Annotated in this window: 16 protein-coding genes; 4 read left to right on the top strand and 12 right to left on the bottom strand. The window is 64.3% G+C overall.

From position 1 onward, the window contains the following. The first annotated feature begins 439 nt into the window (after positions 1-439). Entirely contained in the window at positions 440-2,251 is a 1,812-nt protein-coding gene (locus ABWO90_RS07725) for a GGDEF domain-containing protein (protein WP_353190623.1), read from the top strand. Between the two features lie 81 nt (positions 2,252-2,332). On the opposite strand, the gene ABWO90_RS07720 is transcribed toward ABWO90_RS07725, so the two are convergent. The 3 genes from ABWO90_RS07720 to ABWO90_RS07710 form a co-directional block, all read right to left on the bottom strand. Next, positions 2,333-3,949 (bottom strand): APC family permease, encoded by a 1,617-nt coding sequence (locus ABWO90_RS07720; protein WP_353190622.1) that lies wholly within the window; start codon positions 3,947-3,949, stop codon positions 2,333-2,335. Positions 3,950-4,374: 425 nt separating this feature from the next. Continuing rightward, a complete protein-coding gene (locus ABWO90_RS07715; protein WP_353190621.1) occupies positions 4,375-5,886 on the bottom strand; it encodes an NAD-dependent succinate-semialdehyde dehydrogenase in 1,512 nt (503 codons plus the stop codon). Between the two features lie 266 nt (positions 5,887-6,152). Further along, complete coding sequence (locus ABWO90_RS07710; protein WP_353190620.1) at positions 6,153-7,703, bottom strand: UbiD family decarboxylase; 1,551 nt, start codon at positions 7,701-7,703, stop codon at positions 6,153-6,155. A gap of 569 nt (positions 7,704-8,272) precedes the next feature. Between ABWO90_RS07710 and ABWO90_RS07705 the strand changes: the two genes are divergently transcribed. Further along, positions 8,273-9,328: a transglycosylase SLT domain-containing protein gene (locus ABWO90_RS07705; protein WP_353190619.1), complete on the top strand. Its 1,056-nt coding sequence runs from the start codon at positions 8,273-8,275 to the stop codon at positions 9,326-9,328. A gap of 158 nt (positions 9,329-9,486) precedes the next feature. Here ABWO90_RS07705 and ABWO90_RS07700 read toward each other — a convergent pair whose 3' ends face one another. The 4 genes from ABWO90_RS07700 to ribBA form a co-directional block, all read right to left on the bottom strand. Continuing rightward, the gene (locus ABWO90_RS07700; RefSeq protein WP_353190618.1) at positions 9,487-10,692 is read right to left on the bottom strand and encodes a pyridoxal phosphate-dependent aminotransferase; all 1,206 of its coding nucleotides are present in this window, start codon (positions 10,690-10,692) and stop codon (positions 9,487-9,489) included. Positions 10,693-10,838: 146 nt separating this feature from the next. Next, the gene (gene nusB, locus ABWO90_RS07695; protein WP_353190617.1) at positions 10,839-11,294 is read right to left on the bottom strand and encodes a transcription antitermination factor NusB; all 456 of its coding nucleotides are present in this window, start codon (positions 11,292-11,294) and stop codon (positions 10,839-10,841) included. Next, entirely contained in the window at positions 11,294-11,809 is a 516-nt protein-coding gene (gene ribH, locus ABWO90_RS07690) for a 6,7-dimethyl-8-ribityllumazine synthase (protein WP_353190616.1), read from the bottom strand. The genes nusB and ribH overlap by 1 nt, the downstream gene beginning before the upstream one ends. 131 nt (positions 11,810-11,940) lie before the next feature. Continuing rightward, positions 11,941-13,062 carry a bifunctional 3,4-dihydroxy-2-butanone-4-phosphate synthase/GTP cyclohydrolase II gene (gene ribBA, locus ABWO90_RS07685; RefSeq protein ID WP_353190615.1) on the bottom strand — a complete coding sequence of 374 codons (1,122 nt, stop codon included), beginning with the start codon at positions 13,060-13,062 and terminating at the stop codon, positions 11,941-11,943. 241 nt (positions 13,063-13,303) lie between these two features. Between ribBA and ABWO90_RS07680 the strand changes: the two genes are divergently transcribed. Continuing rightward, entirely contained in the window at positions 13,304-13,636 is a 333-nt protein-coding gene (locus ABWO90_RS07680) for an ArsR/SmtB family transcription factor (RefSeq protein WP_353190614.1), read from the top strand. Between the two features lie 2 nt (positions 13,637-13,638). Then, positions 13,639-14,136, top strand: a complete 498-nt coding sequence (locus ABWO90_RS07675) for an SRPBCC family protein (protein WP_353190613.1) — start codon at positions 13,639-13,641, stop codon at positions 14,134-14,136. A 161-nt stretch (positions 14,137-14,297) separates the two neighbouring features. Here ABWO90_RS07675 and ABWO90_RS07670 read toward each other — a convergent pair whose 3' ends face one another. The 5 genes from ABWO90_RS07670 to ABWO90_RS07650 all read right to left on the bottom strand — a co-directional run bounded on the left by ABWO90_RS07670 (position 14,298) and on the right by ABWO90_RS07650 (position 19,186). Beyond that, entirely contained in the window at positions 14,298-14,999 is a 702-nt protein-coding gene (locus ABWO90_RS07670; RefSeq protein ID WP_353190612.1) for an ABC transporter ATP-binding protein, read from the bottom strand. Next, complete coding sequence (gene livG, locus ABWO90_RS07665; RefSeq protein ID WP_353190611.1) at positions 14,999-15,766, bottom strand: high-affinity branched-chain amino acid ABC transporter ATP-binding protein LivG; 768 nt, start codon at positions 15,764-15,766, stop codon at positions 14,999-15,001. The genes ABWO90_RS07670 and livG overlap by 1 nt, the downstream gene beginning before the upstream one ends. Further along, positions 15,763-17,037, bottom strand: coding sequence for a high-affinity branched-chain amino acid ABC transporter permease LivM (locus tag ABWO90_RS07660; protein ID WP_353190610.1), 1,275 nt, complete (start codon positions 17,035-17,037; stop codon positions 15,763-15,765). The genes livG and ABWO90_RS07660 overlap by 4 nt, the downstream gene beginning before the upstream one ends. 8 nt (positions 17,038-17,045) lie before the next feature. After that, a complete protein-coding gene (livH, locus tag ABWO90_RS07655; protein ID WP_023597247.1) occupies positions 17,046-17,969 on the bottom strand; it encodes a high-affinity branched-chain amino acid ABC transporter permease LivH in 924 nt (307 codons plus the stop codon). A gap of 104 nt (positions 17,970-18,073) precedes the next feature. Next, positions 18,074-19,186, bottom strand: a complete 1,113-nt coding sequence (locus ABWO90_RS07650; RefSeq protein WP_353190609.1) for a branched-chain amino acid ABC transporter substrate-binding protein — start codon at positions 19,184-19,186, stop codon at positions 18,074-18,076. Positions 19,187-19,255 lie beyond the last annotated feature (69 nt).

Raw genomic sequence — 19,255 nt, 5'->3', positions numbered from 1 at the left:
GATGGACGTCACGCCGCGCTGCAGCGCGATGTAGTCCCCAAAAACGGCAACGCTTTACGGCGTTGCCGTTTTTTTTGCCCATGCGTCGTGTGTTGCAATTCCGACGATGTCACGGTTTTGTCAAATATCGGCGATAGCCTGATTGCCAGTAAAAGAGGGCGCCCGCGGGCGCCGTCACAAGACGCGGATATGGGCCAAAGAGCAGCGACCGCACGTGAAGCACGGGGAACAGGCGAGGCACTTCATCGGAAGTCGGCTTGCCTTCGGCGCGCGTATCGAACGCGCCCCGACACATGCCAGCACGACGCTACGCTGCATGCATGATGGCGGCGCACCGCACCGACTTACGGAGTCCCAGTTGAACCCTCCCCCGCCTGTCGCGATACGTTCGCCAGAGCGTTTTGCCGCGTCCGCGACATTGCGCGATGCGAATGCTGTCATGTCGCCGCCTGCCAGTCCTTATGCCGACCCCGACGAAAGCGCGTTGCTCGCCGAACTGTGCGAGGGCATCGGGCTGACCTGCGTGTTCCAGCCGATTGTCGACTTCCGTACCTCTGAGGTCGCGGGCTTCGAAGGGTTGGTGCGCGGCCCGGCGGGTACGTCGATCCATTCGCCAATGGCGCTGTTTGCGGCGGCTCGCCGCCAGGGCCTGAGCGGTCCGCTCGAACTCGCCTGCCGCCGTGCAGTGCTGCGCGGCTTCGTCGAACAGGACTTGCCGGAGCGGTTGTTCCTGAACATCGGCCCGGTGACGCGCGCACAACCGGGCGGCGGCGTGACCGAATCGCTCGGCCTCGACGAAACGTTCGCCATGCTGCAGACGCTGCGCCTGGCCCCGGAGCGCGTGGTGCTCGAGTTGACCGAACACGCACCCACGCTGGATCTGGCGAGCACGCGGGCGTCACTCACGGCCTATCGCGCGCTCGGCTTCGAAGTCGCGCTTGACGACATGGGCGAGGGCTACGCGAGCTTGCGTCTGTGGTCGGAACTGCGCCCCGATTACGTCAAGATCGACCGGCACTTCGTCGACGGCATCGATGCCGACACCGTCAAGCTCCAGTTCGTGCGTTCCATGCGCCAGATCGCGGAGACGAGCGGCACGCGCGTCATTGCGGAGGGCATCGAGCACGCCGAGGAACTCCAGGTCGTGCGCGATCTGGGCATCTTCCTGGGGCAGGGGTATTTCATTGCCCGGCCGGAGGCGCAGCCGCAGCGAGCGATTACAGCCAACGTGCAGGAGGTTGTGAACGAGCGCCGCGCCTACGTGCACCAGCAACCCAGCCAGTTGGGCGCGGGCAACGTGACGCTCGAACGCATTGCGTCGTATGTCGAACCGGTATCGCCCGATACGCGCAGCGAGGATGTCGTGGCACGCTTCGAGACCGATGCCGCGCTCGAAGTGCTGCCGGTCGTGGAGCGCGATCGCGCGGTGGGATTGATCGGCCGCGCGTCGCTCATCGGCCGCTTCGCCCGGCCGTTCACGCGCGAGCTGTATGGACGCAAGCCCTGCTCGGCAGTGATGGAGCCGCGTCCGCTCACGTTCGACAAGGGCGCGCGCATGGAGGATCTGAGCCGCATGATCGCCGAAGGCGCGAGTCGTCAGATCGCGGCGGGCTTCATCGTGACGGATCAGGGACGCTACTTCGGTGTGGCGCAGGGGCATGCCCTCATGCGTCACATCACCGACATGCAGCTCGATGCGGCACGTTACGCCAATCCGCTTACGTTACTGCCCGGGAACGTGCCGATCGACGATTACATGGATCGCATGATCGGCGAGCGTCAGTCGTTCCATGCGTGTTACGTCGATCTCGACAACTTCAAGCCGTTCAACGATGTCTTCGGCTATCGGCGCGGCGACGATCTCATTCAGTTGGTCGCGCGCGTGCTCATGGCGGTGCGCAATCCCGAACGCGACTTTCTCGGGCACATCGGTGGCGACGATTTCCTGATTCTGTTCCGCAGCCCCGACTGGGAGGCCCGCTGTCGCGAAGCCCTTACGCGCTTCGGCGAGGCGGTGTCGGAGTATTTTCATCCGGACCAGATCGCGGCGGGCGGCTTCGAAGCGGAAGACCGTCGCGGCATGGTCATCTTCCATCCGATCACCAGTCTGTCGATCGGTGTGGTCGCGGTCACGCCCGAGAGCTTTCCTTCGCACGTGGAGGTCTCGGCCGCTGCGGCCGACGCCAAGAAGATGGCCAAGCGTGCACTGGGGAACAGCCTCTTCATCGAGCGCCGGCGCGCGCATCGTTGAGCGTTTGCCTGATTGCGTCAGGCATGAAAAAGCCCGCCGGATTGGCGGGCTTTTTTTCTGCCGCGATGAAGGACGGAATACTCAGTGCGACAGTGCCGGCATGCCTTCCATGCTGGCGGCGTCCTGCTCGCGTTCCTCGGCGAGATAAGGCGTACGCCAGCCGGCCTTCACGCCCCAGTGATAGAAGGCGAGCGCCAGCACGGCGACGATGACCATGTCCCAACCGTACGGCAGCAGACCGAGTCCGCCGAATTCCTTGCTGCCGATATACGAGCACAGCGCCATCACCGGCAGGTAGCCGATCAGCCACCACGACGCCTTGAGGTCGCGGCCGAAGCCTTGCCACTTGTCCTTCGCCTGATAGTAGAAGTACACCGGCAGCGCCACCACGACCAGCACGATGATCTGGCCGGTGAGCGGCCAGCGCGCCCAGTACAGGATCAGCGAAGCGCACACGAATGCGAACGGCGCGATGATCGACAGGCCCGGCAGGCGCAACGGACGATGCATCTCCGGCGCCGCCTGGCGCAGGGCCATCACGCTGATCGGGCCGGTCAGGTACGAGATGACGGTGGCGACCGAGATCACGGCGGCGAGCGAGTCCCAGCCGCGGAAAAAGAACATGAAGATGAACGAGATGGCCAGGTTGAACCACATGGCCGGGCGCGGCACGCCATACAGCGGATGCACGCGGCCGAAGATCGCGGGCAACGTGCGGTTGCGCTCCATCGCGTAGATCATCCGGCTCGTGGTGGCCATGTAGGTCGTGCCGGTGCCGCTCGGGCTCAGGAACGCGTCGAAGTACAGCACGATGGCCAGCCAGTTCAGCCCCAGTGCGATCGCCAGTTCGGCGAACGGCGAGCTGAAGCTCACCATGTGCCAGCCGCCTGCCAGTTGTTCGGACGACAGGGCGCCGATGTAGGCGACTTGCAGCAACAGATAGATGACGGTGGCCAGCAGGATCGAGCCGACGACGGCGAACGGAATGCTGCGTCCCGGATCGCGTGCTTCGCCGGCGAGGTTCACCGGGCTCTGGAAGCCATTGAACGCGAACACGATACCCGAGGTAGCCACCGCCGTGAGCACGGCCGACATGCCGTTCGGCGCGAAACCGCCGTGCTCCGCGAGGTTGAAGTTGCCCGGGTGGAAGCCCGCGACGATCAGCCCGGCGATGGTCAGCGCGGGAATCGCAAACTTGAACAGCGTGATCGCCGTGTTGGCGCGCGCGAAGAGTTTCACGCCCCAGTAGTTCAGCATGAAGTACACGATCACGAGCAGCGCCGAGAGTATCAGGCCGCTCGTGGTGAGCGTGCCGTCCACGAACAGGTTGTGCGCCCAGTCGTAAGGCCACGTGCTCATGTACTGGATCGACGCTTCGGCTTCGATCGGGATCACCGACACGATCGCGATCCAGTTCGCCCACGCGGCGATGAAGCCCACGAGGCTGCCGTGCGAATAACGGGAATAGCGCACCATGCCGCCCGATTCGGGGAACATGGCGCCGAGTTCGGCGTAGGTGAGGGCGATGGCCAGAATGACCACGGCGCCGATGATCCAGGCCAGCAGCGCCGCAGGACCGGCGATCTTGGCCGCTTTCCAGGCGCCGAACAGCCAGCCGGAGCCGATGATCGAGCCGAGGCCGGTCAACATCAGGGCGAACGGCCCGATGTTTCGCATGAGGGATGGGTTTTGATCCATTCGATGTCTTCTCCACGCCCGGGGGGAGCAGATGACAGCCCGCTGACTTCGATAGGGCGGGGCGGTCGACTGCAGGGCGGATAAACTTGCCGGCAGGCCGGGTGCCGTCACGGCGGGCATGACGGCGCGGGGGCGGCGCTGATGGGCACGACTGCGGTTGATCGGCTTCGCGAATCCGGACGGAGGACCGACAGGACGTCAGACACGGCAGCACGGGTGAGCGCGCAAAACCGAATTGGGGTCGGAGTCGCCGTTCGCGAAAAAAGCGCGATTCTACCCGAGCCGGCCCGCATGTGTGGGACTTTGTCACACTTTTGCGATGGCGTCGGGTTCGCCGACGTTGGGCAAAAATGCGCACAACCCAGGCAGGACGCGGCTCGTGGCGTGGGAATGTTCCTATTACAAATTGTTAAAGGGTCAGATGGTCAACCCATTCCCGCGAGGCAGAGATACTTCATTTCAAGGTACTCGTCGATGCCGTACTTGGACCCCTCCCGGCCCAGACCGGACTGCTTGACGCCACCGAAGGGCGCCACTTCGTTCGAGATGAGGCCGGTGTTGATGCCGACCATGCCCGCCTCGATCGCTTCGGCCACGCGCCAGACGCGTCCGACGTCGCGGGCGAAGAAGTATGACGCCAGACCGAAGTCCGTCGCGTTCGCCAGGCGAATGCCGTCGGCTTCGTCCTTGAAGCGGAAGACGGGGGCGACCGGGCCGAACGTCTCCTCTTGCGCCACGAGCATGTCGGCGCTGGCATCGGCGACCACGGTCGGCTCGAAGAAGCGGCCGTGCAACGCCTTGCCGCCGACCGTGACGCGTCCACCCTTGGCGATGGCGTCGGCCACGTGGCGCTCGACCTTCTCGACGGCCGCGTCTTCGATAAGGGGGCCGATCGCCACACCCGGTTCGAAGCCGTTGCCCACGCGCAGCTTGCTTACCGCGGCCGTGAGCTTCTCGACGAAGGTGTCGTAGATACCATCCTGCGCGTAGATGCGGTTCGCGCACACGCACGTCTGCCCGGCGTTGCGGAATTTCGAGGCGATGCAGCCGTCGACGGCGGCGTCGACATCGGCGTCGTCGAAGACGAGGAACGGCGCGAGGCCGCCGAGTTCGAGCGCCACCTTCTTGATCGTCGGTGCGCACTGCTCCATGAGTTTCGCGCCGACCGGCGTCGAACCGGTAAAGGAGAGGTGGCGCACGCGGGGGCTCGAGGTGAGCACGTTGCCCACGTCCGACGAGTTTTTCGACGTCACGACGTTGAACACGCCTTTGGGCACGCCGGCGCGGTCGGCCAGCTCGGCCAGCGCGAGGGCCGAGAGCGGGGTGAGGCGCGCAGGCTTGACCACGATGGTGCATCCGGCGGCAATCGCCGGGGCGATCTTGCGGGTGATCATCGCGATGGGGAAGTTCCACGGGGTGATCGACGCGCACACGCCAATAGGCTGCTTGAGTACCAACAGGCGCTTGCCGCCTTCGGGAGAGGCGAGCACGTCGCCGTCGATCCGTTTGGCCTCCTCGGCGAACCACTCGATGAACGACGCCCCATATGCCACCTCGCCCTTGGCTTCGGCGAGCGGCTTGCCCTGCTCGGCTGTCATGATGGCGCCGAGGTCGTCCTGGGCTTGCATGATCAGGTCGAACCACCGACGCATGACGCGGGCGCGTTCCTTGCCGGTCTTGCCGCGCCAGTCCGGCAGGGCGGTTTCGGCGGCGACCAGCGCGCGCTCGGTTTCCTTGGCGCCGAGATCGGCGACGTGGGCGATTTCCGCGTCCGTCGCCGGGTCGTTCACGGCGAAGGTCGTGTGGGCATCGGCTTGCGTCCAGACGCCATCGATATAGGCGTCGGACTTCAGCAGGGCGGGATCTTTCAGACGGGCCAGCGCCGGATGGGCCTTGGCCGGGGTGCGTGAAGACGCGGATGGGCGGGATGAAGACACGGTCAGCTCTCCTCTCGATGACCGGGCGGCGAAGTGAGTGACGTTGCGCCGCGCGGGGGACGGAAACGGATACGGCTTGTCGGTGTGTCGGGTCAGCTTACTCCAACGCCGCGTGTCTTTCGTGACGTGCGGCGTTGAAGCGGGTGATGCGATGGGAGCAGTGCGCCCCGAATACCGGGGCGTCACCCGTGCCGGCACCGGCGGCGCGATGACCGTCGGTGTCCGGCATGTCGATGATGCCTGTTGTGCCGGTCGCGGCGCTCGTTTTACAGGCCGAGCGCCTGATACAGCGCGGCCATCCGGGCGTCGACGTCGGCGGTCATTTCGATGGGACGTCCCCACTCGCGCGAAGTTTCGCCGGGCCACTTGTTGGTGGCATCGATCCCCATCTTCGAGCCCAGTCCGGCCTTGGGCGACGCGAAATCCAGATAGTCGATGGGCGTCTGGTCCACCAGCGTGGTGTCGCGCGTCGGATCGACCCGCGTGGTGATCGCCCAGATCACTTCCTTCCAGTCGCGGATATCGACGTCTTCGTCGACCACGACGATGAACTTCGTATACATGAACTGGCGCAGGAAGCTCCAGACACCGAACATCACCCGCTTCGCGTGTCCCGGATAGGCCTTCTTCATCTGCACGATGGCCATCCGGTAGCTGCAGCCCTCGGGCGGCAGGTAGAAGTCGGTGATTTCGGGGAATTGCTTTTGCAGCAGCGGCACGAACACTTCGTTGAGCGCCACGCCGAGGACGGCCGGTTCGTCGGGCGGCTTGCCCGTGTAGGTCGAGTGATAGACGGCGTTTCGGCGCAGGGTGATGCGCTCCACCGTGAACACCGGGAACCACTCCTGCTCGTTGTAATAGCCGGTATGGTCGCCGTAGGGGCCTTCGAGCGCGTGGGCGTAGCCCGCCGTGGCGCCACGTGCGGGCGGAGGCGGCGCGCCTTCGGGCACTTCCGGCGCCTGGTCCGACGGGTAGATGAAGCCTTCGAGCACGATTTCGGCGCGTGCCGGCACGCGCAGCGACTCCAGGCCGGGGGTCAGGCACTTGGCCAGTTCGGTGCGGCTGCCGCGTAGCAGCCCGGCAAACTGGTATTCGGACAGCGTGTCGGGCACCGGCGTGACGGCACCGAGCATGGTCGCCGGGTCGGCGCCGAGTGCGACGGCGATCGGGAACGGCTTGCCGGGATTGGCCTGCGCGAACTCGCGGAAATCGAGCGCGCCGCCACGATGCGCGAGCCAGCGCATGATGACCTGATTGCGGCCAATGACCTGCTGGCGATAAATGCCCAGGTTCTGGCGCTTGCGGTGCGGACCCTTGGTAATCACCAGTCCCCACGTAATAAGCGGTGCCGCGTCGCCGGGCCAGCAGGTCTGGATCGGCAGACGCGCGAGATCGACGTCGTTACCTTCCCAAACGATTTCCTGACACACCGGGCTGCCGACTTCCTTGGGCGCCATGTCCCACACAGCCTTCGCCATGCTGAACAGTTTGCCCGCATCCTTCAGTCCGCGTGGCGGCTCCGGCTCCTTGAGCGTCGAAAGAAGGTGGCCGATGTCACGCAACGAGCTCAGGGCATTCTCGCCTTTCTCGACACCCATACCGAGGGCAACTCGTTCAGGGGTGCCAAACAAGTTGGCGAGCACGGGCATGTCGTAGCCGGTCGGCCGCTCGAACCAGAGGGCAGGGCCGGCAGCTTTGAGGACACGGTCGGCGAGCGCCGTCATCTCCAGCACCGGCGACACCGGCACGTCTACGCGACGAAGCTGGCCGGATCGCTCCAGTTGCGCGGTGAAGTCACGAAGATCGAGATATTTCATGAAACAAACCGTTACCAAAAATTTTTACGAATTTCATACGGCCAGTGCGAACGGCCGTTTGAAACGCGTGAATGTCGGGGTGACACCCTTGTAAACGCAGGGTGAGGCAGGGCATTTTACCGGTCAAGGCGGTCAAACGTCACGGCAAAACGGGGCTTTTAAATTACTTTTGGTAATGATTTGAGGTTGATATAGTATTGACGGTTTATATATGGCTGCTACAATCCGCCCGTTGAATCCAGAAAGGCGGCTTCGATGACGGGTAGGCCAACCCGCTCGAGCTTAGCGACAACTACAACATCGACGTGGATTTTCAGTGGCTGGTTTTCTCACCGAGGTCGGGAAGCCAGTGTTTTAGGAAGCAGCGCGAGCGATAGCTCGTCAGCGCCGGGGACCTGAACAGGTCGGCGCGCTGCGGCGGTAGCGGCATCGTCCATAGTAAACACGATGCACCGCCTCGTTCCATATGCCGTAAGTAAGCGCTTCACGGGATGCCTGGCGGGCATGCCGGCTTATTTCCTTACGCCCCGGGGCCACCCCGTGGTGACGGCGTAACCGGAGTACGTAGTATGAAGAAGTCTGGTTTATCACCCTGGCTACTGGCCGCAGTCCACGCGCTTCGCGCGCGCGGTGTGGCAACGGTAGCCGCGGCTCGCCGCGATTGGCGTCGCCTTGCATGGCACGGCGGTCGTGTTGGACTGTATACGTCCAGCGCGGTCGGTCTGGTTGCCGTGGTCGGTACGCTGGCGCTGTGGGCTCGACCGACGTGGCGCGCCGATCTGGCGTCGCGCGTGGGTCCGCTGCTCGAGGCAGCCACCGGTACGGCCAACGCGGCCGGCCACAGCGCCAACGGCAGCACGGTCGCACAGGGCACCCCGTCCGACTCGGCGATGGTCGCGCAAGCGGCACAACACGTGCCGTCGGCCGCTGTCCTCGCGGCTTATATCCCGAACCAGCGTGTGGCCGCCGATGCGCGCGCCACCAAGGCGCTGGACACGCGCGAACAGATCGCCGTGGCCGACTATCTCGCCCGCCGTTATCGCGTGGCGGGGGACGTGACGGGTAACCTCGTTCGTGCCGCCTATTCGACCGGCAAGGAAGTCGGCCTCGATCCGTTGCTGCTGCTCGCTGTGATGGCGATCGAGTCGGGCTTCAACCCGTACGCCGAGAGCACGGTCGGTGCGCAGGGCCTCATGCAGGTCATGTCGAAGGTGCATCAGGACAAGCTTGAGTACTTCGGCGGTCCGGAAGCCGCGCTGCACCCGCTGGCGAACATCAAGGTCGGCGCGTTGATTCTCAAGGAATGCATCGCCCGTGGTGGCTCGCTCACCGGTGGTCTGCGTCTGTATGTCGGTTCGACCAGCGCCGGTGACGGTGGCTACGGTGCGAAGGTGCTGGCAGAGCGTGATCGTCTGCGCGGCGTGACCATGGGTCACAAGGTGTCGCCGAATGCGCCGCAAGCCCCGGTGATCGTCAGCTCGGCCAAGCCGGCGACGAAGCCGGTCTCGGCGGGCAAGTCTGACGATTCGAACGAATCGACGCCTGCCCCGGCAGCATCGACGACGGCAGGCAAGGCGGCAGCCGCTGCCAAGTCGCTCGAAGCCGACGACAGCACTGCAGCCTGATCGGAGGAGGCGTCCGGCCGACGCATCCGTTACCGCTGACGTATCGACGCTTTGTCTATCTATATAGCGCGTCGGTGTGCAGGCAACAAAAAACCCATCGAAGCGATTCGATGGGTTTTTTGCTTTCCGTGGCCGCGAGCCGTCGGCCTTCTGCAGGATTATCCGGCCGAGAACACCTTCCCGATCCGATCCATCGCTTCATGAAGTTGCGCGAGCGACGTGGCGTACGACAGTCGGATGTACTTGCGAGGTTCGGCGAAGCCGAAGTCCAGACCCGGCACGAGCACGACGTCGGCCTGTTGCAGCAATGACTGGGTGAGGCGGTCGCTGTCGGCAGCGTCGGGGTGCGACACACCGGTGCAGTCCGCATAAACGTAGAACGCGCCGTCGGGCATGACCGGCACCTGGAAGCCAAGGCGTTCGAGCGCGGGGACGACATAGTCGCGACGCTCGCGAAATGCCGCCTTGCGCGATTCGTACAGGGCGAGGGTATCCGGCAGGAAGCAGGCCGTTGCCGCGTGCTGTGCCACTGCCGACGGGCAGATGAACAGGTTCTGAGCGAGCTTTTCGAACGTCGATACCATCGACGGCGGCACGACCAGCCAGCCCAGGCGCCAGCCCGTCATATTGAAATACTTGGAGAAGCTGCTCACGACGAGGACGTCGTCACCAAACGTCAACGCCGTTGTCGGCTTGCCGTCGTACGACAGGCCCTGGTAAATCTCATCGACGAGCGTGAAGCCGCCGCGTGCCCGAACGGTCTTGACGATGCGCGACAGCTCCTCCGTCTCGATCGAGGTCCCCGTCGGGTTGGACGGCGAGGCCAGCAGCACGCCTTTCGTTGCCGGGCCCCAATGCGACTCGATGCGTTCCGCCGTCAGTTGGAAGCGCTCGGCCGGTCCGGACGGGATCAGCACGGGCTTGCCGTCGAACGTCGAAACGAAGTGTCGATTGCACGGGTAGCAAGGATCAGGCATCAGCACCTCGTCACCCACCCCGACGAGCGCTGCGCACGCCAGCACAAGGGCGGCCGACGCCCCGGCCGTCACGACGATGCGCGACGGATCGACATCCACCCCGTAGTAACTACGGTAGTAATCGGCGATGGCCTCGCGAAGTGCCGGGATGCCCATCGCGCCCGTGTATTGCGTCCGACCGTCGCGCATGGCTTTCGCTGCCGCTTCGATCACCGCTTCGGGCGCCGTGAAATCCGGCTCGCCGATACCCATGTGGATCACACGGTGGCCAGCTTTTTCGCGCAAGGCTGCCTGCTTCGCCAGCTCCATCACATGGAACGGGGCGATGTCGTCGACACGTTGTGCCAGTTTCAAGGCGGCGGGAGTGAGGTCAGCGGTGCGATCCATGATGTCGGGGGGAGACAAAAGGCGGTAGGGCGGAGAGACGGACAGTCGGCCAGTCGGGGAGGGCGTGGCAACGGGCAGGGGCGAACGCGTGCTCAAGGCATCGTCAGGCGCTTCGGCCGGCGCGATGCCCCGAGATGCATTGCGTGTCAGGCGCTCTTGCCGCGACCGCCGCCATTGCGATTGGCCGCGACTTCGGCCGGACGGACTTCCGCCGCGAACTTGTCCAGCACGCCGTTCACGAAGCGGTGGCCATCGACGCCACCGAAAGTCTTCACGACTTCCACGGCTTCGTTGATCACCACGCGATACGGTACGTCCTGAAGATGAATCAGCTCGTAAGCGCCGATGATCAGCGCGGCGTGTTCGATCGGCGACAGCTGGGCTGCCGGTCGGTCCAGGTACGGCTGGAGCTGCTGCGACAAGGCGTCCGCCTCACGGATGCTGCCATGCAGGACAGCATCCAGGTGGGCATGGTCAGCCTTGTCGTAGCCGGGGGTTGTGCGCAGATGCGCATCGATCTCACCCGCGTGACCGCGCGAAAGCAGCCATTGATACAACCCTTGCAGCGCAAATTCGCGCGCGCGGCGGCGAGCACTCTTCATTACCGATCTTCCTCTTCTTCGTCGTCTTCATCCGATCCGTCGTCGTCGCCACCGAGCATGTCGATGGCTTCGAGCAGATTGGCCATTTCCACCGCCACGCGGGCAGCATCGCGGCCCTTCTCGGCGGCGCGCACTTCGGCCTGTTCGTCGTTCTCGGTGGTCAGCACCGCGTTCGCGATGGGAATACCGAAATCGAGACCGATGCGCGTAATGCCGGCACCGCTTTCGTTCGAGACGAGCTCAAAGTGATACGTCTCGCCGCGGATCACCGCGCCGAGCGCGATGAGCGCGTCGAACTGGCCGCTTTCGGCCATCTTCTGCAATGCCAGCGGGATTTCCAGTGCGCCGGGCACCGTCACGAGCAGCACGTCTTCGCCGTCGACGCCGAGGCGTTCGAGTTCCGCCACGGCAGCGGTGCGCAGCGCAGCGCAAACAGCGTCGTTGAATCGTGCTTGCACGATACCCACGCGCAGGCCTTCACCGTCGAGTTCCGGCTGGTATTGTCCGATGTCCATAATGGGCTTCCTCTAAAAAAGTACCGTCCAGGCGGTGCGGCCAACGTTGTGCCGACACGTCCGAAACCGGCCGTGCTCGGCAAGATGACACCTCGCCGCTCGCGGGCGACAAGGCATCGATTTGCAAATACTCAGGCAGTCTCGGCGCCGGGCATCGGCTGGAAGCCGGTGACCTCGAGGCCATAACCTGCCATGTTGGGAATCTTGCGCGGGTTCGACAGCACACGCATTTTACCGACGCCAAGCTCGCGCAGGATCTGTGCGCCAACGCCGTGCGTACGGAAGTCGACCGGGCGGCGCTTGGCCCGTGCGGCCTTCTCGGTTTCGTCGAGCGCTTCGAACTGGGTGAACAGGTGCTCGGGCGTTTCCACGCAGTTGAGCAGCACCACCACGCCCTTGCCGGCTTCGGCAATGGCTTGCATCGCACCGGCCAGCGTCCACGAGTGGGTCGACACGCCGGTCTCGAGCAGGTCGAGCACCGAGAGCGGTTCGTGCACGCGTACCAGCGTTTCGTCGTCCGGCGTCGGGGTGCCGCGCACCAGCGCCAGATGCGGCGCACCGCTCGGCTTGTCGCGGTACAGGGTTGCCTGGAACGGGCCCCACGCCGTTTGCATTTCGCGCGAGGCAACCGTCTCGATCATCGATTCGGTGCGGCTGCGGTAGTGGATCAGATCGACGATGGTGCCGATCTTGATGTCGTGCTGTTCGGCAAACTCGAGCAACTGCGGCAGGCGGGCCATCGTGCCGTCGTCGTTCATGATCTCGCAGATCACGGCGGCGGGCGTGAGGCCGGCCATGGCGGTCAGGTCGCAACCGGCTTCGGTGTGACCAGCACGCACCAGCACACCGCCGGGCTGCGCCATGATCGGGAACACGTGACCCGGCTGAACGATGTCCTCCGGACGTGCGTCGCGCGAAATGGCCGTCTTCACGGTATGGGCGCGATCGGCAGCGGAGATCCCCGTGGTGACGCCCTCGGCCGCTTCGATCGACAGCGTGAATGCCGTACCGTACTGCGTGCCGTTGCGATAGGTCATCAGCGGCAGGTTGAGCTGCTTGCAGCGCGCCTGGGTAAGCGTCAGGCAGATGAGGCCGCGGCCGTACTTGGCCATGAAGTTGATGGCTTCGGGCGTCGCGAATTCGGCCGCCATGACCAGATCGCCTTCGTTTTCACGATCTTCCTCGTCGACGAGGACAACCATGCGGCCGGCCTTCAGCTCGGCAATGATTTCTTCTGTAGTGGCCAACGGCATAGCGGGCAACGCGGGGGCTGAATTTGGAAAGGCTCTATTCTACGCCAAGCCGGTGCACGAAAGCGCCCGAATCTCGTGTCGAATTGCCCGCAAACGCCCGCGACGGCGGCAAATCCGGTGTCGTCCGAAACGACAGTCGGACGAATCGGGCAGTCGTGTACCCGGTGCCCGCAGTGCCGGTCGGAAAAATCCGAATACAAAGGCATTGACCTAAGTGAGTGCGATGATTATAGTTAGGCACATGGCTAACCAACCCATCCCTCTCGACCGGATTTTTCAGGCGCTGTCCGATCCCACGCGGCGGGCGGTCGTCGAGCGCCTCACGCTCGGCCCGGCCTCGGTGAGCGAATTGGCGCGTCCGTTCTCGATGGCGCTCCCGTCGTTCTCGCAGCATCTGAACGTGCTGGAGGAGAGCGGGCTCGTCATTTCGCGCAAGTCCGGGCGAGTGCGCACCTACGCGCTCGAAACCGAGACGCTCGCGGGCGCGCAGGATTGGCTCCAGTTGCAGCGCGACAAGTGGACGCGCCGCCTCGATCAACTCGACAACTATCTGCTGCAAATGAAGGAGACGTGAACATGAGCCGTGCCAATCTTTTCTCCGTCGATCCGAAGCTCGATCTGGTGCTCGAGCGCTACGTCGACGTACCGTGCGAGCGCGTCTGGGCTGCCTGGACGCAACCGGAACACATCAAGAAGTGGTTCACGCCGGCGCCGTGGCAGACCGTCGAGTGCGAGATCGATCTGCGCCCGGGCGGCCTGTTCCGCACCGTGATGCGCTCGCCGGAAGGCCAGCAGTTCCCGAACGACGGGTGCTATCTGGAGGTGGTGGAGAACACGCGACTGGTGTGGACGAACGTCGTGCTGCCGGGCTTTCGTCCGGCTCCGACGCCCGTGGCGGAACACGGCGGTTTTCAGTTCACCGCGGCCGTGCTGATGGAAGCGCAGGGCAAGGGCACCCGCTATACCGCCATTGCGATCCACGGCAATGAAGCGACGCGCGCGCAGCACGAGGCCATGGGCTTCCACGACGGCTGGGGCAAGGCGCTCGATCAGTTGGTCGAATTGATGAAGTAACCGCGACGACGTTGCCCGCCGTTGCACGACGGCGCGAGACGCCGCGCCGCGCTCACGCATGAAAAAAGGGACATGCCCGAGAGGACACGTCCCTTTCTGCTTTTCACCGCATACGTCACGCGGCGCGAGTCGACGCCGCAGTACCGAGCATCTGGCGCCGATCAAGCGCCGAGGTAGGCGCGTTTGATGTCGTCGTTCGCGAGCAGATTCGCCGCTGAATCGGCGAGCACCACGCGACCGGTTTCCAGCACGTAGCCGCGATCGGCCACGTGCAGCGCCTTGTTCGCGTTCTGCTCCACCAGAAACACCGTCACGCCTTCCTCGCGAATCGCGCGGATGATGTCGAAGATCTGCGCAATGACGAGCGGCGCCAGACCGAGCGTCGGCTCGTCGAGCAGCAGCAGGCGCGGACGGCTCATCAGCGCACGCCCGATGGCCAGCATCTGTTGCTCGCCGCCCGACATCGTGCCGGCGCGTTGCTTGCCGCGCTGCGCGAGTCTCGGAAACAGCTTGAAGACGTGGTCCATGCCGGCATCGATCTCGTCCTTCGAGCCGAAGAAGCCACCCATCTTCAGGTTTTCGATGACGGTCAGGCTCGGGAAAACGCGACGGCCTTCCGGCGAGATCGCGAGCCCCATGCGCATGATTTCGTGCGTGGGGCGGCCGGTGATGTCGTTACCTTCGAACATCACACGTCCGCTCGACGCGCGCGGCGTGCCGCACACGGTCATCATCAGCGTGGTCTTGCCTGCACCGTTACTTCCGATGAGCGTGACGATCTCGCCCTTGTTCACTTCGATCGACACGCCCGAGAGCGCCTCGACGGCCCCGTAATGGGTATGGATCTGTTCCAGCTTCAGCATTATTCCTCCCCGAGGTAGGCCTTGATGACGCGCGGGTCGTTGCGCACCTCGTCGGGCTTGCCGGTCATGATCGGCTTGCCGTGCTCCATCACGAGAATCCGGTCGGAGACACCCATCACGAGACTCATGTCGTGTTCGATGAGCAGCACCGAGATGCCGAACTCGTGACGCAGGTTGTCGACCAGTTGCTGCAACTCGACCTTCTCCTGCGGGTTCAGGCCGGCCGCCGGTTCGTCGAGCATGAGCAGACGCGGCTCGGTAATCATGCAGCGTGCGATTTCGAGTCGACGTTGATGGCCGTACGACAGCGTGCCCGCCTCGCGATTCGCCACGGCCGTCAGTCCCAGCCGGTCGAGCCACGCCTTGGCGCGCTCCAGCGCAGTGCGCTCGGCACGACGGAAGGCGCCCGTCGAGAACAGCCCTTGCAGGAAGCCGCTGTGCACGCGCATGTGTTGCGCGACCAGCAGGTTCTCCACGACCGTCAATTGACGGAACAGGCGAATGTTCTGGAACGTGCGGACCAGACCTCGGCGCGCCACCATGTGACTCGGCAGGCCGGTGATGTCGTCGCCGTCGAGCGTGATGGCGCCACCGGTCGGGCGATAGAAGCCGCCGACACAGTTGAAGACAGTCGTCTTGCCGGCGCCGTTCGGGCCGATGATTGCGAAGATTTCGTTCTTGCGGACGTCGAACTCGACGCCATCGACGGCCAGCAGACCGCCGAAGCGCATCTGCAGACCGGAGAGTTTCAACAGTTCTGCGCTCATTGCGGCAACTCCACATGCGGACGGGTGGCGGGCAGCAGGCCTTGCGGACGCCACATCATCATCAGCACCATCACCAGACCGAAGATCAGCATGCGGTATTCCGCGAAGTCGCGGGCCACTTCCGGCAGGATCGTCAGCAGGATCGCCGCGAGAATCACGCCGATCTGCGAGCCCATGCCGCCGAGCACCACCACGGCGAGAATCAGCGCCGACTCGATGAACGTGAACGACTCGGGCGTGACCAGCCCCTGGCGCGCCGCGAAGAACGCACCGGCCAGCCCCGCGAACGACGCCCCCAGCGTGAACGCCGACAACTTGATGCGCGTGGGGTTCAGGCCGAGCGAACGGCAGGCGATCTCGTCTTCGCGCAGGGCTTCCCAGGCGCGGCCGATCGGCATGCGAATCAGGCGGCTCGTGACGAACAGCGTGAAGCCGACCAGCGCGAACGCGAGCAGATACAGCCAGATCACCATGTGCGAGCCGCTGTAGTCGAGGCCGATCAGTTCATGGAACGTCTTCGCGCCCTCCACGCTCGACGAGCGAGCCATCTCGAAGCCGAACACGCTGGGCTTCGGAATGCCCGACACGCCGTCCGGACCGCCAGTGAGGCTGGTCAGGTTGTTGAGCAACAGACGGATGATTTCACCGAAGCCGAGCGTGACGATCGCCAGGTAGTCGCCGCGCAGACGCAGCACCGGGAAGCCGAGCACGAAACCGAACGTGGCCGACATGAGCGCGGCGATCGGCAGGCATTCCCAGAACGTGAGCCCGAAATACTGATTGAGCAGGGCGTACGTGTAACCGCCCACGGCGTAGAAGCCGACGTAACCCAGATCGAGCAGACCGGCGAAGCCCACCACGATGTTCAGGCCGAGGCCGAGCACGCAGTAGATGAGGGCGAGCGTGGCGACGTCGACCGCACCGCGCGAGCCGACGAACGGCCACACGAGGCCGACGGCGAGCAGCACCCACATGGCGATCAGTTGCTGGCGGCGTCCCATGGTGGGCATCGTCGGCAACTTCACGGCACGCTTCGAGCGCACGAGAATCGGCTTGATCAGCTGGAACACGAACACGATGGCGGCCGCGATCCAGACCGGACGCCAGTGCTGTTCGAGCACGACCTTGTAGCCGTCGAGCTTGAGTTGCAGGCCCAGGATGGGGGCCGTGAGGACGATCGTCACGATCGCGGCGATGACCGCGCCCTTGAGCGTCTCGCCCGCCGGTGCGCGGTTGGCGGCACCGGACTTGAGAGTGAGTTGTTGTGTCATGGTCGACCTCAGACTTTCTCGACGTCGGGCTTGCCCAGCAGGCCGGTCGGGCGGAACAGCAGCACCAGCACCAGCAGACAGAACGCCACGATGTCCTTGTACTCGGAGGGCATGTAGCCCGAGGCGAGCGTTTCGGCCAGCCCCAGCAGCACGCCGCCGAGCATGGCGCCGGGAATGCTGCCGATACCGCCGAGCACGGCGGCCGTGAAGGCCTTGATACCCGCGATGAAGCCGATATACGGATTGAGCTTGCCGATGGTCAGCCCGATCAGCACGCCGCCGACGGCAGCGAGCATGGCGCCGAGCACGAACGTGAACGAGATCACGCGGTTCGTATCGATGCCGAGCAGGTTGGCCATGCGCATGTCTTCGGCGCAGGCGCGGCAGGCACGGCCCATGCGCGAATTGGCGATGAACAGCGTGAGCAGAATCATCAGTGCGACGGTCACGCCGACGATCAGCATGCGAGCGTAGGGGATCGTGACGGTGAAGTCGCCCATCGGAATATCGATGGCGCCCGAGATCAGCATCGGCACGGAGACATCACGCGCGCCCTGGCCGATCTGCACGTAGTTCTGCAGGAAGATGGACATACCGATCGCGGAGATCAGCGGTCCCAGGCGAGGTCCGCCGCGCAGCGGGCGATACGCCACCCGCTCGATCGCGAAGCCGTACAGGCCCGTGATCAGCACCGATACCAGCAGCGCCGCGCCCAGCACGAGCGGCAAGGGGTAGCCCGCCGCCGTTCCGATTGCAGTCAGTGTGACAAGCCCGACATAGGCGCCGATCATGTAGATCTCGCCGTGGGCAAAGTTGATCATGCCGATGATGCCGTAGACCATTGTGTAGCCAATGGCAATCAGCGCGTAGATCGCGCCCAGCGTCAGGCCATTGACCAGTTGCTGGGCAAGCTGTGGGAAAAATTCGTTCATGCGGGAAGCCTCGCGACGAGCGGGGGCCGAGCGCGAATGCGAGCCGCCCGCCGGGGTCGGCGGGCGGCTGGGGGAGATTCGCTGGCCGGTAAAGCGTCAGGGAATCAGTTGGCGGCGGTCTTGGTGGCGTCCTTGTGCCACGTGAAGACCACGAACTTGAACGACTTCAGATCGCCCTGGGCGTCATACGCCACCTTGCCGATCGGCGTGTCGAACGTGTTCGCGTGCAGGTACTTGGCCACCTTCTCCGAGTCCGTGCTCTTCGCGCCGGCAATGCTCTTGGCGATCAGTTGCACGCCCGTGTAGGCCGGCATCTGGAACGGACCGTTCGGGTCGCGCTTGGCGTCGGCGAAGGCCTTCACCAGCTTGGCGTTGGCCGGATCGGCGGCGAAGTCGGCCGGCAGCGTCACGAGCATGCCTTCCGACGACGGGCCGGCGATGGCCGTCACGTCCTTGTTACCCACGCCTTCCGGTCCCATGAACGTGGCCTTCACGCCTTGCTCGCGTGCCTGGCGCAGCAGCAGGCCCATTTCCGGGTGGTAGCCGCCGAAGTACACGAAGTCCACGCCTTGCGACTTGAGCTTGGTGATGACGGCCGAGTAGTCCGAGTCGCCGGCGTTGATACCTTCGAACAGCACGACCGGGATCTTGGCCGCGTCGAGGTCCTTCTTCACCGAGGTGGCGATACCCTGACCGTACGACTGCTTGTCGTGCAGCACGGCAACCTTCTTCGGCTTGACCTTGTTGATGATGTACTGAGCGGCTGCCGGACCTTGCTGGTCGTCACGGCCGATCGTACGGAAGATGAAGTGACGCTTCTTGCCTTCGGTCAGTTGCGGTGCCGTGGCCGACGGCGTGATCATCACGACGCCTTCGTTCTCGTAGATGTCCGATGCGGGAATCGTCGATCCGGAGCACACGTGGCCGATCACATACTTGATCTTCTGGCTGACGATCTTGTTGGCGACGGCGACGGCCTGCTTCGGCTCGCATGCATCGTCCATCATGACCGCTTCGAGCTTGTTGCCGTTGGCGCCGCCTGCCGCATTGATTTCTTCAATGGCGGTCAGCGCACCGGCCTTGACCATGTCGCCGTATTGGGCAACCGAGCCACTGAACGGGCCGGCGATGGCGATCTTGACGGTCTCGGCGTTGGCAGCCGTACCGATGAAGGCGAGCGCAGCGGCAACGAACAGGGATTTGTGACGGAACTGCATTGTGGACATCTCCTTGATTTGTATTTTTTGACTACCCGGCGTGGGGGAGTCTTGATCGACTGCTGAACC

Origin of the sequence: Pandoraea pnomenusa (assembly GCF_040391475.1) — a bacterium.
Taxonomy (GTDB): domain Bacteria; phylum Pseudomonadota; class Gammaproteobacteria; order Burkholderiales; family Burkholderiaceae; genus Pandoraea; species Pandoraea pnomenusa_C.
The sequence above is the reverse complement of the archived record's forward strand: the minus strand, read 5'-3'. Positions and strand labels throughout refer to the sequence as shown.